We start from the raw sequence: 15,779 nt of genomic DNA on the forward strand, positions 1-15,779 counted from the left end.
TGAATCTGTTGGGCGGATTAATCGCGTACTGCTTGAGGGATAAAAAGCCCAGTCTAGATCTAACAGCTCAAGAGTTTGAGCTGTTAGAGAGTAATTGCTTAGTTCTGGCTTAACCAGATCTCAGGTTATCTATATGGCTCAAGAGCTGGGTATGACGACGGTTGCTGAAGGTGTTGAAAGTGTCGATCAGCTTAGGCAATTGCTGGTGTGGGATATTGATGAAATCCAAGGATACTATTTTTATAAACCGATGACTTCGGAGCAGGCAAAGGAGCATTTTTTGACACTACTCCAACCCTAAACCGACGAGCGATGTAGGGTTGGAACGTCATGGTTACAACGCAAGATAAGACAATGGAAGGTCTGGATTAATCGTTTCTAACGTGGCTTGTGTATCGGCTAAATGGCTGATTTGACCTTGTGCCATCTCGACTAACGCAGCGCCCGCTAAGTCGGTGAATTCTTCCCCAGCCATACGCAATTGGATTAACGCGACTTGTAACGGTGGTAAGCTTGGATTAAAAGCGGCATTCTCGGCATAAGCGCCGCTGTATTCAGCACCAGAAGTACTGCGCAAAGCTACGCCACTGAGATTATTAGTATAAGGGGCATGGCTACGGTTGAGTGCGCCGATGGCGGTTTGAATTAATGCATCTTGCTCATCACTACGGTAACCATGATCAATCGGGGTCATTAATGCAGATTGAATTCCCAAATCACTTGGACCAAAAGATTCAGGTAAATAATACTGTAAGGACTTTTCTTCACGTTGTGGCAGTTGAATGGTTAAAGAGGGAGCTGTGTTCAGTTCATTCATAAACTGTCGGCAGTGACCACAAGGACTATAGTTAACGGTCATACTGGCTAGACCTTGTTCACCCTTCATCCACGCATGGCTGATCGCGGCTTGCTCTGCATGAATCGTTTGTCCTAGCTGTGCTCCAGAAAATTCCATGTTAGCGCCAAAATAGAGTCGTCCACTTACTCCTCGAGCAATCGCCCCCACATGAAAATTTGAAATAGGTACGTACGCATAAGCGGCAGCGAGTGGCAATAAAGCGACTCTGAGATCGGCGTCACTTAATCCCGATAAGGCGAGTAATTGATTGAATTGATCAGCAGAAAGGGTGGCATCAAAATGATCAGCCGTGACGATGGGCGTTAGATACTCGGTAAGCGCGGCTGGCATTGGTGATAATGCCTGTTCAATTCGGCTATGCATAATTCATCCTTAATTGGTCAATTGAGCTCCATTTTAGATAATTATCGCGGCCAATCTGTGATTGTTATCACTTTTTTAAATGTAAATTGATTTCATTTTTCATAATTAGAGTGAGGTCACACATAATACCCATCGAATTCCCCAAAACCTCAACAAGGCGAGTTTAATAAAAAAGCCATAGACTAAAAGCAAACAAGCCGGGAGCTAAAATGGAGGTGATTACACCACAGAGCACAAGAGCCAACGAGCTGAACGCCGCGTCTCGAGGATCTTTTTCAGCACAGGTTGCAGTACCCAGAGCATGAGCAACAGTCCCTGTGGTTAAGCCTCTGGCAATCGGGTGGGTAATATTAAGCAGGTTATAAATCGGGTAGGCCATAATCGCGCCAAATAACCCCACCAACAGGACAAGAATGGCGGCGATAGCGGGCTCTCCACCCAAATTACTGCTCACTTCCATGGCAATCGGTGTGGTGACGGATTTGCCCATCAAGGCAGCGACTAACGCGACATCCGCTTGCATTGATAAGGCAATAATACTGGCCGTGAGCATGGACATAATACTTCCCACCCCACAGGCTAATAGAATAATCCGCCAATTCGAACGGATTTGTGGCAGCTGTTCGTAAAGAGGGTAGGCCAGCGCCACGACGGCGGGCTGGAGTAAATCACTGATCCAATGGTTATCGGCGTAATAGACTTGGTAAGGAACCTCTAAAACGATCAGTAACGGAATTAAGATAGCGATGCAGATCAACAATGGGTTGACCAAAGGTGAACGGTATTTTTGTGCTACCCAACGAGCGAAAAAAAACACCATCAGCGTAACCAGTAACCACATTATTTTTTGCCTCTTTTGAGAAAGCGATCAAGCACATAGCCAAGAGAAACTAAAACCAAAGCGGTACCGCCAATCGCACTGGCGAGAATCGGCCAAAGATTAGCGGATAACCTATCAAAATGGACCATCAAACCGACGCTGATCGGTACGAACAGCAAAATCATATAACGGATAAAAAGATGCGCGCTGGGCCGAACCCAGTCGACGGGAACGAGACCGCCAGCCAGTAAAGCAAATAAAATCAACAAGCCAAAAATACTGCCTGGAATCGTAATTCCTAACCAATGTTGTAGGCTAACTCCAGCCCAAAGACAGAGGAAAATCAGTCCCATTGAGACTACGTACTGCGCGGTCGTTTTCAATAATTTGGCTAAGTTAGGTATCATAGCGTTAATAAAGCCTTCTTTTTATAAGCCGTTTAAGAAGCCAGCGCTTCAACATAATGATACACCGCTTTCAGTATGGCGATTTTTTTAGCATCGTGTTGATGTTGCTCGACCAAATTTTCTAAGTTGAGCATATAACTTGGTAACTGAGTAGCAAAGTAATCTTGACAATGGCTTGCCCAGCGGCGCTGTTCTGTTTCATTGAGTGTCCAAGGATAATGACGAGCTCGATAACGAAACAGCAGGGGCGCAATGCGTTGATCACTGAATTGAATATCTAAATCAGCGAGCGACTCCGGCGCCGCAGAGCGAATAATGTCCATTGCCGCGCGATCGGAAGGAGAAAAGAACCCATCATAGAGTTGGCTATCGACATCACTGCTGGCTGAAAAATCACGTTCAGCACTAAACACATCCACTAACTTTTCACGCAATGTTGGTTGTTGACGAATTTGCGAAAGATGAGCCAAGCACTGCTCGCGGTTAATACCTATGGTGGCGGCATTTTCAGCGGTAAGGGTTTTCGCTGGGGCTAAAATGGGGCACTTATTCAAATGAATCAACTTAACTGGCGCAGGTAGCTCACCCTCTGCCAAGTCATCATGTTTAGTATAGAGGCGCTGTAAGAGTTGCTCGCTGGTTAACTCAAATAACGGCTCGGGATTTTTCGCCAAATCGACCACGATTACGGCATTTTGATTGGTGGGGTGCCAAGCAATAGGTACAACCCAACTGGTGTAACTGCGCTCACGTCCTAGCATGCCAGAGACATGCATTAATGGCGTCATGTTAACAATATCAACCAAATCAATCAGCTTACGCTTATGGCGCATCGATAAGAAATAATCAAACAGCTTAGGCTGTGCGGCTTTGATTTTTTTTGCGAGCTCAATGGTGGCAATCACATCAGCCATCGCATCGTGAGCATTGCTGTGTTCTATACCATTGGCTTTAGAAAGGTGCTCCAGTTTAAAACTGGTAAAGCCTTCTTGGTTTTCAGGCCATTCAATACCTTCTGGGCGCAAAGCATGGCAAGCACGCATCACATCAAGTAAATCCCAGCGTGAGTTGCCTTGTTGCCAACTCCAAGCGTAGGGGTCAATAAAATTCCGATAACAGGTATAGCGAGTTACTTCATCATCAAAACGAATGCTGTTATAGCCTAAACTGGTGGTATTCGGCGTGGCCAGTTCAGCATGAATGCGGGCAATAAATTCTGGTTCTGGCAACCCTTCTGCCATCGCTTTTTGTGGCGTAATACCCGTTATCAAAGCGGCTTCTGGTGAGGGCAAATAGTCGCTGGGCAGTTGACAATAGATGACCAGCGGCTCGCCAATGATATTAAAGTCCATATCGGTACGCACACCAGCAAACTGGCTGGGACGATCTTTGGCTGGGCTCGTCCCCCACGTTTCATAATCTAGGAAGAAAAATGTCGGTTGATGATCTGCGTTGTGAGGTCTGGAATTTTTCAAAGTAGGCCTTATCTTTCCGTCGATTGATAAAGAGAGTTGCTGCTCTCATTGATGACGTCGGTTTGGACATTACGATACAACCACAGCCAGTAACCAATGGCACGATCTGGTTAGCGAGATCGGCGGAGTATTAGTATTCGGTCACTAGAAAATGATTGAGCAGTATTGATAGGCTAAGTATCTGATCATATCCACTGACAATGCAAGAGCGATCGCGCTTTGCACAAGCAACTGGCTTTCAATTGATGTCAATCTAGGCGCTAAAGAAAAATAGTTAACGCGAACATTGGTTATTAGTGCATTTAGCGGTGCCAGTTAACCAAAACGAGAAACGATAACGGTGCTTGGCAAAATACAAATACGCTTTATCGGCCAAAGGTTTAATCAATCGCCAACGTAGTGGAGCATAAATCCAACCTTTTCCGACCAATTGCCAAGCACGATGCACCGCGTCTAAGCCGAGAATCAGTTGCTGTGATTCGTCTAATCCGTGCAAAATAATGCCTGCTTGCTCAATATCAATCTGTGGATAAGCGGCAATATCCTCACTATAAATATCAATCATCTTAAGCGATTGTTTTTTATCTAGTCGCTTAAGAGTATCCATTTCTTTAACGCACAATGGGCAAGTGGCATCATAAAATAAAGTTAATTTAGTCATGGTTGGGTCCGGTTAACATTATCATGCTTATTATACGTCTTCGTGACGGTGTCGATCACTGTTTAGGGCTGCGCATACATTGGATGCTGGTATTAATTAACGGGTGATGATGCCGGCTATTCCATACCAATGCGACCTGGCTGACAAAAGGCATGTCGTTGAGATGTTGTATAACGACGGATTGGTCGAGATGCTCAGTTAAAGATAACGGTACAATGGCGATACCAAAACCGGCTTGTGCCATGGTAATCGCGGTACGCAGTTGTGGTGCAGCGTAAGGCTGAGCTATATGTACGCCGGCATGATGTAAAGCTGCCTCAATACGATCGTATAACGCGGGTCCAGTATCTCTAGGAAACATCAGCACATTCTCATTATGCAACTGCGCCAAATAAAGTGTTGAATGAGCGGCCAATCGATGATTAATCGGCATGACAGCCACAAAAGGATCATCAAATAAGATCTGTTGGTTGAGTGACTCACAGGTATAACAAGGCAAGCGCAGAAAAGCCAGCTCTAGACGTTGTTGTTTAAGTAACGTAACGAGCTCAGGCATTGAGTGCTCAACGGCAATTAAATGGAGAGTTGGATACTGTTCATGCAATTGGCGGATATTCTCTAAAACGCTGCGGCTACTGGCGGTTGAGGAGGCAAAACCGATACGCAGTTCTTGTTTTTCACCGCGTGCAATTTGTTCTAACTTGCGTTGGCAGCGTTCGACTTCTTCTAAAATATGCTGCGCGTCATGATAAAACACTTCACCGGCAGTCGTGAGCTCCACACCACGAGGCAGACGCTTAAACAGAGTGACCCCAAGCTCATCCTCTAACTTTTTGATCTGTTGACTGAGTGGTGGCTGGGCGATGCCCAACTGCTCAGCGGCGCGGGTAAAATGCTTGGCTTTGGCGACAGCGACAAAATACTTCATGTAGCGAAATTCCATGGTTCATCCATATTTTTTTCATATCAAAATAAATCTTTTTTATATTGGATTTGTTGCGCATAGCAAGTCAATCTAAATGTACGCTTTAGTTCATATTAGGATTGAATGATGCAACGTTTTATCTCTGCGGTCTGTTCTTGTCCTCAGCAAATTGCACAACAATTTGCTCATTATCAGCAAGGTTCGGGAGAAGGGGAGATTTATCAGACTTCGCTGATGAGTGCCTTGATTGCTGGTGTCTATGAAGGTTCGACAACGATTGCCGAACTGCTTAAACACGGAGACTTCGGTTTAGGGACATTTAATCAATTAGATGGCGAATTGATCGCTTTTGATAGTCAAGTATTCCAATTGCACGCTAATGGCTCAGCGCATCCTGCTCAACTTGATCAAAAAACGCCTTTTGCGGTGTTTACTTTCTTTAAACCAGACATTGAATTGCCCATTAATGACACGTTAACTCGTCAGGAAGTGCATCAGCTTATCGATCGTTTGGTGCCTAGTGACAATGTATTTTGCGCGATTCGGCTTGAAGGGGATTTTCCATTAGTCCAAACCCGCACCGTACCTAAACAGCAGCGTCCTTATCGGCCGATGCTCGAAGCGATCAAACAGCAGCCAACGTTTCATTTTAAACATCAATCGGGGGTGATGGCAGGGTTTCGTAGTCCGCGATACACCACGGGGATTAATGTCCCCGGTTACCATGAGCACTTTATTGATCAAGCGAGAACGGGGGGCGGTCATGTTCAGGATTACGTTGTTTCATCGGGTTTTTTACAAATCGGTCGTGTGTCGCGCTTAGTGATTGATACACCGATATCGAGCGAGTTTCTTGATGCCGAACTGATGCCAAAAGATCTTTATTCCGCCATCGAAGCGGCTGAAAAATAATCCAATACTTTGTCAGTCAAAAAGGAAACGTTATGTCTTCTCATCATACCTTGCGCAATGGCGCGCAGTTAATCGCACAACAGTTAGAAACTTTAGGCGTTCGTTATGTGTTTGGTATACCCGGTGCCAAAATTGATCGGTTATTTGACGCACTTGAAGATACCCGCATTGAGCTGATCCCGGTGAGACATGAAGCCAATGGCGCGTTTATGGCTGGTATCATGGGCCGCTTAACTGGTAAAGCGGGAGTCACCTTGGCGACCTCAGGACCGGGATGTGGAAATTTAGTGACTGGCGTTGCAACGGCCAACGCCGAGGGCGATCCGATGTTGGCTATTGGTGGTGCGGTAAAACGAACTTACCAGCAAAAACAGACTCACCAGAGTATGGATACCGTGAGCATTTTTCGCTCGGTAACCAAATACAGCGCAGAGATCCAGCATGTTGATGCGGCGAGTGAAATCATGGCTAATGCGTTTCGAATTGCCGAGTCTGGTCGTCAAGGGGCATGTTTTATCAGCGTTCCGCAAGATGTGTTAAGTGATCAAACGGAGACCGATTTAGTCATCCCACCTAGCTATCGCCCAACCGGTTATGCTGATCTGGCGGCGGTTGAAGAGGCCGCCAATCGGATCAGTAAAGCGCAGCGCTGCGTGGTGCTGCTTGGCTTACATGCGAGCGATCAAGTCACCGCCTCTATGATCAGTCAATTTTTACAAAAAACGCAGTTACCGGTGGTCGGCACTTATCAAGCGGCAGGTGCGGTGGATATTAACTACTATCACCATTTTGCTGGCCGAGTCGGACTTTTTAATAATCAGCCGGGAGATGTGTTACTGCAAGATGCGGATTTAATCATCACCATCGGTTTTAACCCGATCGAATACGACCCAGAGCTATGGAATGCGCGTCGTTGCCCGATCATTCATATTGATATTGAACCAGCACAGTACCAACAACACTACCAACCTTGTATTGAAATGATTGGTCATATTGGAGCAACGTTAGAAGCCCTTTGTGCACAGATGACGGAATTTGTCCGTTTATCGCCTACGGCATTATCGATTTTAGAAGAAGTGACGCAGCAAAGGCATATCATCAAAAGCTATCCGATTAAGCAGAAAGCCGCAGGTTTTCACCCTTTAAGCTTGATTAAAACCATGCAGGCGATCATCACACCCGATACAACCTTGTGCCTTGATATGGGGAGCTTTCATATTTGGATTGCGCGCTATTTAAGCTGCTTTCGAGCTCGGCAGATGTTGGTCTCGAATGGTCAGCAAACCATGGGCGTTGCGCTACCTTGGGCGATTGCTGCGAGCCTATTAAAACCTGGGCATAAAGTGGTCTCGGTTTCTGGTGATGGTGGCTTTATGCAGTCGAGCATGGAATTAGAAACCGCGGTGCGCTTAAAGTGCAACATTGTCCATATTATCTGGGTTGATCATGCTTACAACATGGTCGAAATGCAGGAACAACAAAAATATCAACGCAGCTCAGGGGTAAAATTTGGCCCAATTGATTTTCAAGCTTACGCGCAATCGTTTGGTGCGCATGGATTTGCCGTGACCCAAGCGGATCAATTAATGCCTATTCTTCGCCAAGCCATGGAAGTCGAAGGGCCAGCAGTTGTCGCGATTCCAGTCGATTACTCAGACAACTACAAACTCATGCAGGCTCGTAGTGAGCAGCATCAAGATCCTGTTTTTCAAATCAATAATGAAGGAGTGTTACTATGAAAGGGTTAACGAATAAAGTCGCGATCATCACCGGTGCTGCTAATGGCATTGGTTTAGCGATTGCACAGCGTTTATATGATGAAGGCGTTCAACTGATGCTCGCCGACTGGGATCAAGAGCAGTTGCTGAATGCTTTAGAGTATTTTGATAAGTCTCGTGTTGCCGCGCAAAAAGTGGATGTATCAAATGCCCAGCAAGTGGCGGCCTTGGTGCAAACTTGCGTAGAGCGCTTTGGTCAACTGGATATTTTAGTCAACAACGCGGGGATTCATATTCCCGGAACGGTACTGGAATGCAGCGTAGAAGACTGGCAGAAAATTTCGGCAGTCAATATCGATGGGGTGGTTTACTGCGCGAAATTTGCCTTACCAGAGTTATTGAAAACCCGTGGCTGCATTGTTAATACCGCGTCGGTTTCTGGTTTAGGTGGTGATTGGGGCGCAGCATTCTATTGTGCAACGAAAGGAGCCGTCGTCAATTTAACGCGTGCGATGGCGCTAGACCATGGTTTAGCTGGCGTTCGCATCAATGCGGTATGCCCAAGCTTAGTGAAAACCAATATGACCAATGGTTGGCCTGATTCAGTGCGAAATAAATTTAATGAACGCATCCCATTAGGGCGTGCCGCTGAACCACAAGAGATAGCTGCGGTAGTCGCGTTTTTAGCCAGTGATGATGCTTCATTTATCAATGGTGTGAATTTGCCCGTTGATGGTGGCGCGACGGCCTCAGATGGGCAACCGAAAATCGTCTAATCCGCAATTCACGATGATTTACACAGCAAAGCCAGTATGAGTGTAGAGCGTACTGGCTTTTTGTTCGAATGAATCAAAACACAGTGATGAGGGAAGAGATAGAGAGTTTTCGATTAATCATTCGCTGGATTGAGTTTGTTGCGCTGAAACTTCAAGCGGTTTTTGACATCGCGATTGGTAATGATTTGCTGTTGATGATCGATGTCAGCGTTAGTTTTGGCAAGTCGGTCATACAGTAATACATTAACACTAGCGGCTAAATTCATACAGCCCACGGTCGGGACATAGACTACATCATCGGCTTGATTGATAATGGCTTGAGGAATAGAGCCATCTTCAGGACCAAATACATAAAGCGCCTGTGGAGGGTGAACAAACTCAGGCAGTGGCGTCGCGCCTTCTGCCAGTTCCACACAAACAATTTTGCAACCACTCGGTAAATTTGCGGTGATATCAGTGACGGCGATCAGGGGAATGCTATTTTGACGGTTTTTGGTGTCCGTTTGCAGTTTCACTGCTCGGTCGTAACGGGTTCCCGTATAACGAATCGCATCAGCTTGATAACACCCCACCGCACGCAGTACACCACCGACATTGGTTGGGCTTTTCGGGTTACATAAGCCAATGATCACTGACGTTTCATTGTTCACAACGTTTTCCTCTTAAAATTGGGGCGAGCAGTATAGCGCCAAAATCTTAGAGGATAAGCAAAATATTGAATCGAATAGGAGTACGTACTGTTCCTATTGATTTTATTGTAGATAATTTATCGGTAGAATGGTGATCAATCTAAGTTATGAGCGTGTCATTATGAGAATACTAAGCGTTTTTTTAGCCCTTTCAATTTTAATGCCTTCAGCATCGTTTGCCTTTAGCGAAAAGTTAACGCGAGTCGAGCAAGAGGTAAGATCAATCGAGGAGCAACTTTCTGCTCGTATAGGTGTCGCTGTTTTTAATACCGAAACCGGTGAACATTGGAATTATCGAGGAGAGGAACGGTTCCCTCTGACAAGTACTTTTAAAACAATCGCCTGTGCCAAGTTATTACATGATTCAGAGCAAGGTGATATTGATCCGCTTAGTAAAGTAAAGATAGAAGAAAATGATCTTGTTACGTATTCGCCGATTATCGAGCAATACGTAGGCCAAGAAATAACACTCGATGATGCTTGTCAGGCAACGATGTCTACGAGTGATAATACGGCCGCTAATATGATTATTAAGGCTGTCGGCGGCACAGAAAGCATTACCAGTTTTATCAGAGCAATGGGTGACGAAGTCACCCGCTTAGATCGTATCGAACCGGATTTGAATCAAGGATTACTGAATGATCTTCGAGATACGACCACGCCAAATGCAATGGTCATTACTCTCCATGAACTACTATTTGGATCTGTACTTTCTGAATCGAGCCAACAAAAATTGTTAATGTGGATGATAAATAATCAAGTCACGGATAACTTATTGCGTTCGGTATTACCTAATGGTTGGGGAATAGGCGATCGTTCTGGTGCTGGAGGTTTTGGCGCAAGGAGTATTACTGCTATCGTTTGGAGCAAAACGCAATCACCAATTATTATTAGTATCTATATCGCTCAAACAGAAGCATCAATCGAGCAGCGAAATCAGGCAATCGTTAAGATTGGAAAAGCGATTTTTGATAACTATATCGACAGCAATGATTATCACCGCGATCAGTAAGTAATGGTATAACAGACAAGCATAAAAAAATGGTGGTGAAAAAATCCCTACGACTTTTTTCACCACCACTCTTACGGTTTTTATCTTTAGTAGTAACCATTATCACGAAGAGGGACTTCGAGAGTATTATCACCTTGTCGAGTTGGGGGGCCAATCATCTCATCATAAGGACTTTGATGGCGTAGCACTTGCTGCTGTGTATTCAGCTTTCTGCAACGTTTTTGCATTTCTACGATAGAGTGGGCCTTTAACAGATTATCGTTGTTATCGACTACCCAATACTCTTGGTCATCAATAATTACTGACGCTTGATAAAGCGCCATATCTAATGCATGAATAATTAACTTATTGATATAAAAGTACTTTTCTAGCGTGGTCAGTGTTTGTCTCATGATTCCTCCTTGATTATTAACCAATACGTTGGCTTATTGAGAGGCGATCACTCAACGTTATATCCCCTTCGTACTTGAAGCTACAGCGGTGTTGGCTACGTTCATTCACCCAATCACATCGTCTGTCTATGCTTATGGGGATTCACTCACTTGCCGCCTACCTGCAACTCCAAGTTGTTTGGGTATAGATGACGCGGGTTATTCATCTGTCGAGTCATTAAATAAGCTTAATAAAGCTTTACGTGCTTGCTGGTGCAAAGGATCGGTATTCCATTTTTGGTGTTGAATCAGGTCAATATTAACCTCCCATGCAAAGTTGGTGAACGTGCCATTAATTCGAGTCAGCGCATTGGGCACGCTTTGCGCGAGATGGTTAGGTAAAAAGGACCAGCCAAAGCCGTTCACCGCCAATTCTAGAACTGTGTAATAGTTATCGGTGTACCAAATGTCCGGACTAAAGGCTTGATTTAAGCTACTAAATTGACTGTTTTTAGAGCGCACGGTGAGCTGTCGATATTGTCTTAACTCATCAATGTGTGTAATCGGTATGTTAGCCAGTGGATGATGTTTAGCGACAAATACATCAAAGGCGATATGACCTAAACTGAAAAAATCTAAGCAAGTGGGTAAGTCTGGTTCACTTAAAATCAGTCCAGTGGTGGCGCGTCCTGATTCGACTAACTCAATAATATCGCGGCTTGAGGCCATTAAGCACTCGATCTGAAGGTGAGGAAAGGCTTGTTCTAATTGACGTAAAGCAATCGGCAGTTTAGCGAGCGGAATTCCTTCATCCATCGCTAAAATTAATTGGTTGGCATCAGGGGTATAGAGCTGTGATGCTTTACTACTCATGCGAGCAAGCTGAATCAATGTCGCTTGTGCATAAGGCATTAACTCTTCCCCTTTAGCGGTTAGCTTTGGATAGCGTCCACTACGATCAAAGAGATCGACCCCGCAATCTAATTCCATATTGATGATGTGCTGACTGATCACTGATTGTGCTTTGCCAAGTTCTCTTGCTGCTGAGGAAAACGAGCCTGTTTCTACGGTTTTCACAAAAGCACGCAGCTGATCGATGTTGAACATATCGTTTTTACCGATGGTATCTAACTTTTAAGTATCCTTATTGTAGATAAAATGATGACTCTTGAATAGCTGAATTGAGGTAATTCATCATGGGTCGGAATGAGCGTATTTTTCACGCTGTGGTTTTCGAAATTATTGCACTATTAATGATGGTGCCCCTTGCTGCGTGGTTTTCTGGTAAAGGAACGGGTGATATGGCGTTAGTGAGTATCATTCTGAGTGTTACCGCGACAGTATGGAACTATATTTATAACGTGTATTTTGATAGGTGGTTTGGTGGTGAGCGGATTCAACGTGGTTTAATGATGCGCATTGGTCATACACTTGGCTTTGAAGGCGGGTTATTACTGATCACGATTCCGTTTGTTGGCTGGTTTTTACAAATGTCGTTATTAGAAACCTTAGCTTTAGAAGCGGTCTTTATTACGTTTTTCCTCTTTTATACCTTAGGATTTAACTGGTTATACGATAAATATCAGCCTTATCGTGCGCTAGCTAAATGGTTAAAAATAGGAAAGAGAGTAGAAACGAAGAGAATTTCTTCGTAACGATTGTTGCCACAACGCCCTAGTGCTCTTTAGCTCTAGGGCGCTTTACTTTATAATCGGCGCGCTTTCATCTGGGATAAAATCATGATTTCAAAAAACCAACTCAAATTACTGCGCGCGTTAGGGCAAAAAAAACAACGTAAAGCGCACGGCTTATTTTTGGTTCAGGGTGAAAAAAATGTCCTTGAATTGACTCATTGCGCCTTTAACGTTCAGCACATTTTCGCTACCGCTGAGTTTCTTAACCTGCATGCGAAGAGTTTAGTGGGTTACGCTTGCACTGAAGCGTCACTGGATGAGTTGACCAAAGCCAGTACGTTGGTCAGTAATAATGCCGCGATAGCAGTGGTCGAGATCCCGAAGGTTGAAGTCCCCAAAGCACAAGGTTTAATGATTGCTTTAGATGGTGTTTCTGACCCTGGTAATTTAGGCACGATTATTCGAGTCGCAGATTGGTATGGGATTAAACATATTGTTGCCAGTGTCGATTGCGCTGATCCTTATAATCCGAAAACCATCAGTGCGACTATGGGCAGTTTTGGTCGCGTTCAAGTGAGTTTGGTGGATTTACCGCATTACTTGGCACAAGCCAATTTACCCGTTTATGGTGCGTTTTTAGAGGGGGAAAGTGTCCATGCAACCTCCTTTAGTGCCCAAGGGATTTTGTTGATGGGCAGTGAATCTCATGGTGTCCGCGAACCGGCTGCGCAATGGGTAACTGATAAAATTACTATTCCGGCGTTTGGTGGAGCAGAGTCATTGAACGTGGCGATGGCGACAGGAATTATTCTAGATAATATGCGTCGTCAACATAGCTAATCACTATTTTCGTGTACCCTATTGCTATTTGATATGGCTACTCCACGTCGTTTGGGTATAAAGCAAAACACCAGCGCTAAGCTGGTGTTGTTGTGAGAGACAAATCAGGTAACTTGGCTATTTCTCTAGCATTGAGAGCTTATTTGGCACGCCATTCCATTTAGCTGCTTCATCCATGGCTGGCTTGACTTCGGTTTGTGTTGGCCAGATTTCCGCCAGCTCGGCATTAAGCTCAATAAATAGCTTTTGATCGTCGGGCAATTCATCTTCTTGAAAAATCGCTTGCGCATCACATTCCGGCACACAGAGGCCACAGTCAATGCACTCAATTGGATTAATGACCATAAAGTTGGGTCCTTCGTGAAAGGCATCGGCTGGACATACCGCCACACAATCTGTGTATTTACATTGTATACAATTATCGGTGACTACAAACGCCATAACAGGTTGCTCTTTACTCAGTCAAAAACGAAGAAGGGGCATGATACGGATCCGAAGGCAAAATTCAACATTCTCTGCACGGAATGTTACGGTCAATGCGCTCAAATCTTTGCTGAATCGGGATTTAGTATGACATAGAAAGCAAATTCTCGTAAAATGCGCGCCATTGTGAGCCGGGCCTTAATGGCTCTAGCTAAGACACCAACCGATACGAGACATCACTTCATGATACGTTTAACTGAAATCAGACTCCCTTTGACACACGAAGAAGGCGAACTACGCGAGGCGATTGCCAAAAAACTGCGTATTCCTGCACAGCAAGTGCTCTCTTTTACTCTGTTCAAACGTGGCTATGATGCTCGTAAAAAAAACAATATCCAGTTGATTTACACTTTAGATGTGGAAGTCGAGAACGAAGCTGAGTTATTGGCGACGTTGAGTGAGGATCTTCATGTTCGAATCACACCAGATATGGAATATAAATTTGTTGCTCAAGCACCGGCTGATTTGACTGAGCGTCCAGTAGTGATTGGCTTTGGTCCTTGTGGCTTATTTGCTGGCTTAGTGTTAGCACAAATGGGTTTTAAGCCGATCATTGTTGAACGTGGAAAAGAAGTGCGTGAGCGGACTAAAGATACGTTCGGTTTTTGGCGCAAAAGGACATTAAACCCTGAATCGAATGTTCAGTTTGGTGAAGGCGGAGCAGGGACCTTCTCTGATGGTAAGCTATACAGTCAAGTCAAAGATCCTAACTTTTATGGTCGCAAAGTGATCACCGAGTTTGTTGCTGCTGGTGCACCAGAAGAGATCATGTACGTCAGTAAACCACACATTGGTACCTTTAAATTGGTGACCATGATTGAAAAAATGCGCGCGACGATTCTTGAACTGGGCGGTGAAATTCGTTTTAGCACCCGAGTGGATGATATTCATCAACAAGAGGGTAAAATCACTGGTGTGACGTTGTCCAATGGTGAAGTCTTGCATTCTCGCCATGTTGTACTTGCCGTTGGTCATAGTGCACGTGATACGTTTGAAATGCTTTATCAACGCGGTGTTTATATGGAAGCTAAGCCGTTTTCGGTTGGTTTTCGGATTGAACATAAACAATCGATGATCGATGAGGCGCGTTTTGGCCCAAGTGCGGGTCACCCGATTTTGGGCGCTGCCGATTATAAACTGGTTCATCATTGCAAAAACGGTCGTACGGTATACAGCTTCTGTATGTGTCCGGGTGGAACCGTGGTCGCCGCCACATCAGAAGAAGGGCGCGTGGTCACGAATGGCATGAGTCAATATTCTCGTGCTGAGCGCAATGCGAATAGTGCGATCGTTGTTGGTATTGATCCTGAACGTGACTATCCTGGTGACCCATTAGCAGGGATTCGTTTCCAACGTGAATTGGAGTCGGGCGCTTACCAATTGGGCGGTGCCAATTACGATGCACCAGCACAAACAATAGGTGATTTTCTGGCTGGGCGTGAGCCAAATGCTCTCGGCGATGTTGAGCCTTCTTTTACTCCCGGTATTAAACTGACTGATTTATCGAAAGCGTTACCGGCGTTTGCTATTGAAGCGATTCGTGAAGCCATTCCCGCGTTTGATCGCCAAATCAAAGGTTTTGCCTCGGATGATGGTTTGTTAACTGGCGTAGAAACCCGGACGTCATCGCCTATCTGTATCAAACGTGGTAAAGATTTCCAAAGCATTAACTTACAAGGATTCTATCCTGCGGGTGAAGGGGCTGGTTACGCTGGCGGTATTTTATCTGCCGGGATTGATGGAATTAAAGTTGCTGAGGCGGTGGCGCGCGATATGTTAAAAGCGTAACGAACAGCGAGACATAACCTCAGTACTGCATCATCAAAAGCGCTCT

At 44.9% G+C, this 15,779-nt stretch carries 17 protein-coding genes and 1 pseudogene; 8 read left to right on the plus strand and 10 right to left on the minus strand.

Translation table 11 applies throughout. The features are described 5' to 3' along the window. Positions 1–109: 109 nt before the first annotated feature. Positions 110–301 (plus strand): annotated as a pseudogene (locus tag FKQ60_RS00005) (EAL domain-containing protein); the annotation flags it as partial. A gap of 33 nt (positions 302–334) precedes the next feature. Here FKQ60_RS00005 and cdd read toward each other — a convergent pair. From cdd to FKQ60_RS00035, 6 genes are all read right to left on the minus strand, one after another. Continuing rightward, positions 335–1,222, minus strand: coding sequence for a cytidine deaminase (gene cdd, locus FKQ60_RS00010; protein ID WP_170905409.1), 888 nt, complete (start codon positions 1,220–1,222; stop codon positions 335–337). Between the two features lie 163 nt (positions 1,223–1,385). Next, a complete protein-coding gene (locus tag FKQ60_RS00015; protein WP_154168373.1) occupies positions 1,386–2,063 on the minus strand; it encodes a CidB/LrgB family autolysis modulator in 678 nt (225 codons plus the stop codon). Then, positions 2,063–2,449: a CidA/LrgA family protein gene (locus FKQ60_RS00020; protein WP_158143958.1), complete on the minus strand. Its 387-nt coding sequence runs from the start codon at positions 2,447–2,449 to the stop codon at positions 2,063–2,065. Before FKQ60_RS00020 ends, FKQ60_RS00015 begins: the two co-directional genes overlap by 1 nt. A gap of 32 nt (positions 2,450–2,481) precedes the next feature. Then, positions 2,482–3,924 (minus strand): exodeoxyribonuclease I, encoded by a 1,443-nt coding sequence (sbcB, locus tag FKQ60_RS00025; protein ID WP_161426336.1) that lies wholly within the window; start codon positions 3,922–3,924, stop codon positions 2,482–2,484. A gap of 274 nt (positions 3,925–4,198) precedes the next feature. Next, positions 4,199–4,585, minus strand: a complete 387-nt coding sequence (locus FKQ60_RS00030; RefSeq protein WP_170905410.1) for a DCC1-like thiol-disulfide oxidoreductase family protein — start codon at positions 4,583–4,585, stop codon at positions 4,199–4,201. A 55-nt stretch (positions 4,586–4,640) separates the two neighbouring features. Continuing rightward, positions 4,641–5,528 (minus strand): LysR family transcriptional regulator, encoded by an 888-nt coding sequence (locus FKQ60_RS00035; protein WP_170905808.1) that lies wholly within the window; start codon positions 5,526–5,528, stop codon positions 4,641–4,643. Positions 5,529–5,636: 108 nt separating this feature from the next. On the opposite strand from FKQ60_RS00035, the gene budA reads away from it, so the two are divergent. Genes budA through FKQ60_RS00050 form a run of 3 tightly spaced genes read left to right on the plus strand, consistent with a single transcriptional unit; the run spans position 5,637 to position 8,916 of the window. Then, positions 5,637–6,422, plus strand: a complete 786-nt coding sequence (budA, locus tag FKQ60_RS00040; RefSeq protein WP_170905809.1) for an acetolactate decarboxylase — start codon at positions 5,637–5,639, stop codon at positions 6,420–6,422. Positions 6,423–6,454: 32 nt separating this feature from the next. After that, the gene (alsS, locus tag FKQ60_RS00045) at positions 6,455–8,161 is read left to right on the plus strand and encodes an acetolactate synthase AlsS (protein WP_170905810.1); all 1,707 of its coding nucleotides are present in this window, start codon (positions 6,455–6,457) and stop codon (positions 8,159–8,161) included. Next, positions 8,158–8,916 (plus strand): SDR family oxidoreductase, encoded by a 759-nt coding sequence (locus FKQ60_RS00050; protein ID WP_170905811.1) that lies wholly within the window; start codon positions 8,158–8,160, stop codon positions 8,914–8,916. The genes alsS and FKQ60_RS00050 overlap by 4 nt, the downstream gene beginning before the upstream one ends. A gap of 113 nt (positions 8,917–9,029) precedes the next feature. Here FKQ60_RS00050 and FKQ60_RS00055 read toward each other — a convergent pair whose 3' ends face one another. Beyond that, positions 9,030–9,566 carry an RNA methyltransferase gene (locus FKQ60_RS00055; protein ID WP_170905812.1) on the minus strand — a complete coding sequence of 179 codons (537 nt, stop codon included), beginning with the start codon at positions 9,564–9,566 and terminating at the stop codon, positions 9,030–9,032. A 160-nt stretch (positions 9,567–9,726) separates the two neighbouring features. Here FKQ60_RS00055 and blaCARB point away from each other — a divergent pair, with 160 nt between their 5' ends. Next, entirely contained in the window at positions 9,727–10,617 is an 891-nt protein-coding gene (gene blaCARB, locus FKQ60_RS00060) for a CARB/PSE/RTG family carbenicillin-hydrolyzing class A beta-lactamase (protein ID WP_170905813.1), read from the plus strand. Positions 10,618–10,703: 86 nt separating this feature from the next. Here blaCARB and FKQ60_RS00065 read toward each other — a convergent pair whose 3' ends face one another. Both FKQ60_RS00065 and FKQ60_RS00070 read right to left on the minus strand, forming a co-directional pair. Continuing rightward, entirely contained in the window at positions 10,704–11,009 is a 306-nt protein-coding gene (locus FKQ60_RS00065) for a DUF6482 family protein (protein WP_170905814.1), read from the minus strand. A 198-nt stretch (positions 11,010–11,207) separates the two neighbouring features. Further along, the gene (locus tag FKQ60_RS00070; protein WP_161438903.1) at positions 11,208–12,095 is read right to left on the minus strand and encodes a LysR family transcriptional regulator; all 888 of its coding nucleotides are present in this window, start codon (positions 12,093–12,095) and stop codon (positions 11,208–11,210) included. A gap of 89 nt (positions 12,096–12,184) precedes the next feature. Here FKQ60_RS00070 and FKQ60_RS00075 point away from each other — a divergent pair, with 89 nt between their 5' ends. Further along, positions 12,185–12,643 carry a PACE efflux transporter gene (locus FKQ60_RS00075; RefSeq protein WP_154168355.1) on the plus strand — a complete coding sequence of 153 codons (459 nt, stop codon included), beginning with the start codon at positions 12,185–12,187 and terminating at the stop codon, positions 12,641–12,643. Positions 12,644–12,727: 84 nt separating this feature from the next. Next, complete coding sequence (locus FKQ60_RS00080) at positions 12,728–13,462, plus strand: RNA methyltransferase (protein WP_170905815.1); 735 nt, start codon at positions 12,728–12,730, stop codon at positions 13,460–13,462. 117 nt (positions 13,463–13,579) lie between these two features. Here the strand turns inward: FKQ60_RS00080 and fdxA are convergent, their stop codons facing one another. Next, positions 13,580–13,903, minus strand: coding sequence for a ferredoxin FdxA (fdxA, locus tag FKQ60_RS00085; RefSeq protein WP_154168352.1), 324 nt, complete (start codon positions 13,901–13,903; stop codon positions 13,580–13,582). A gap of 225 nt (positions 13,904–14,128) precedes the next feature. On the opposite strand from fdxA, the gene FKQ60_RS00090 reads away from it, so the two are divergent. Beyond that, a complete protein-coding gene (locus FKQ60_RS00090; RefSeq protein WP_170905816.1) occupies positions 14,129–15,733 on the plus strand; it encodes an NAD(P)/FAD-dependent oxidoreductase in 1,605 nt (534 codons plus the stop codon). Positions 15,734–15,779: the final 46 nt, after the last annotated feature.

It is taken from the genome of Vibrio sp. A11 (assembly GCF_013048705.1).
GTDB lineage: Bacteria > Pseudomonadota > Gammaproteobacteria > Enterobacterales > Vibrionaceae > Vibrio > Vibrio metschnikovii.

Coding starts and splice junctions, on each gene's coding strand:
- cdd (WP_170905409.1), bottom strand. CDS start 1,222: ATGCATAGCCGAATTGAACAGGCATTATCACCAATGCCAGCCGCGCTT.
- FKQ60_RS00015 (WP_154168373.1), bottom strand. CDS start 2,063: ATGTGGTTACTGGTTACGCTGATGGTGTTTTTTTTCGCTCGTTGGGTA.
- FKQ60_RS00020 (WP_158143958.1), bottom strand. CDS start 2,449: ATGATACCTAACTTAGCCAAATTATTGAAAACGACCGCGCAGTACGTA.
- FKQ60_RS00030 (WP_170905410.1), bottom strand. CDS start 4,585: ATGACTAAATTAACTTTATTTTATGATGCCACTTGCCCATTGTGCGTT.
- FKQ60_RS00035 (WP_170905808.1), bottom strand. CDS start 5,528: ATGGAATTTCGCTACATGAAGTATTTTGTCGCTGTCGCCAAAGCCAAG.
- budA (WP_170905809.1), top strand. CDS start 5,637: ATGCAACGTTTTATCTCTGCGGTCTGTTCTTGTCCTCAGCAAATTGCA.
- alsS (WP_170905810.1), top strand. CDS start 6,455: ATGTCTTCTCATCATACCTTGCGCAATGGCGCGCAGTTAATCGCACAA.
- FKQ60_RS00050 (WP_170905811.1), top strand. CDS start 8,158: ATGAAAGGGTTAACGAATAAAGTCGCGATCATCACCGGTGCTGCTAAT.
- blaCARB (WP_170905813.1), top strand. CDS start 9,727: ATGAGAATACTAAGCGTTTTTTTAGCCCTTTCAATTTTAATGCCTTCA.
- FKQ60_RS00065 (WP_170905814.1), bottom strand. CDS start 11,009: ATGAGACAAACACTGACCACGCTAGAAAAGTACTTTTATATCAATAAG.
- FKQ60_RS00070 (WP_161438903.1), bottom strand. CDS start 12,095: ATGTTCAACATCGATCAGCTGCGTGCTTTTGTGAAAACCGTAGAAACA.
- FKQ60_RS00075 (WP_154168355.1), top strand. CDS start 12,185: ATGGGTCGGAATGAGCGTATTTTTCACGCTGTGGTTTTCGAAATTATT.
- FKQ60_RS00080 (WP_170905815.1), top strand. CDS start 12,728: ATGATTTCAAAAAACCAACTCAAATTACTGCGCGCGTTAGGGCAAAAA.
- fdxA (WP_154168352.1), bottom strand. CDS start 13,903: ATGGCGTTTGTAGTCACCGATAATTGTATACAATGTAAATACACAGAT.
- FKQ60_RS00090 (WP_170905816.1), top strand. CDS start 14,129: ATGATACGTTTAACTGAAATCAGACTCCCTTTGACACACGAAGAAGGC.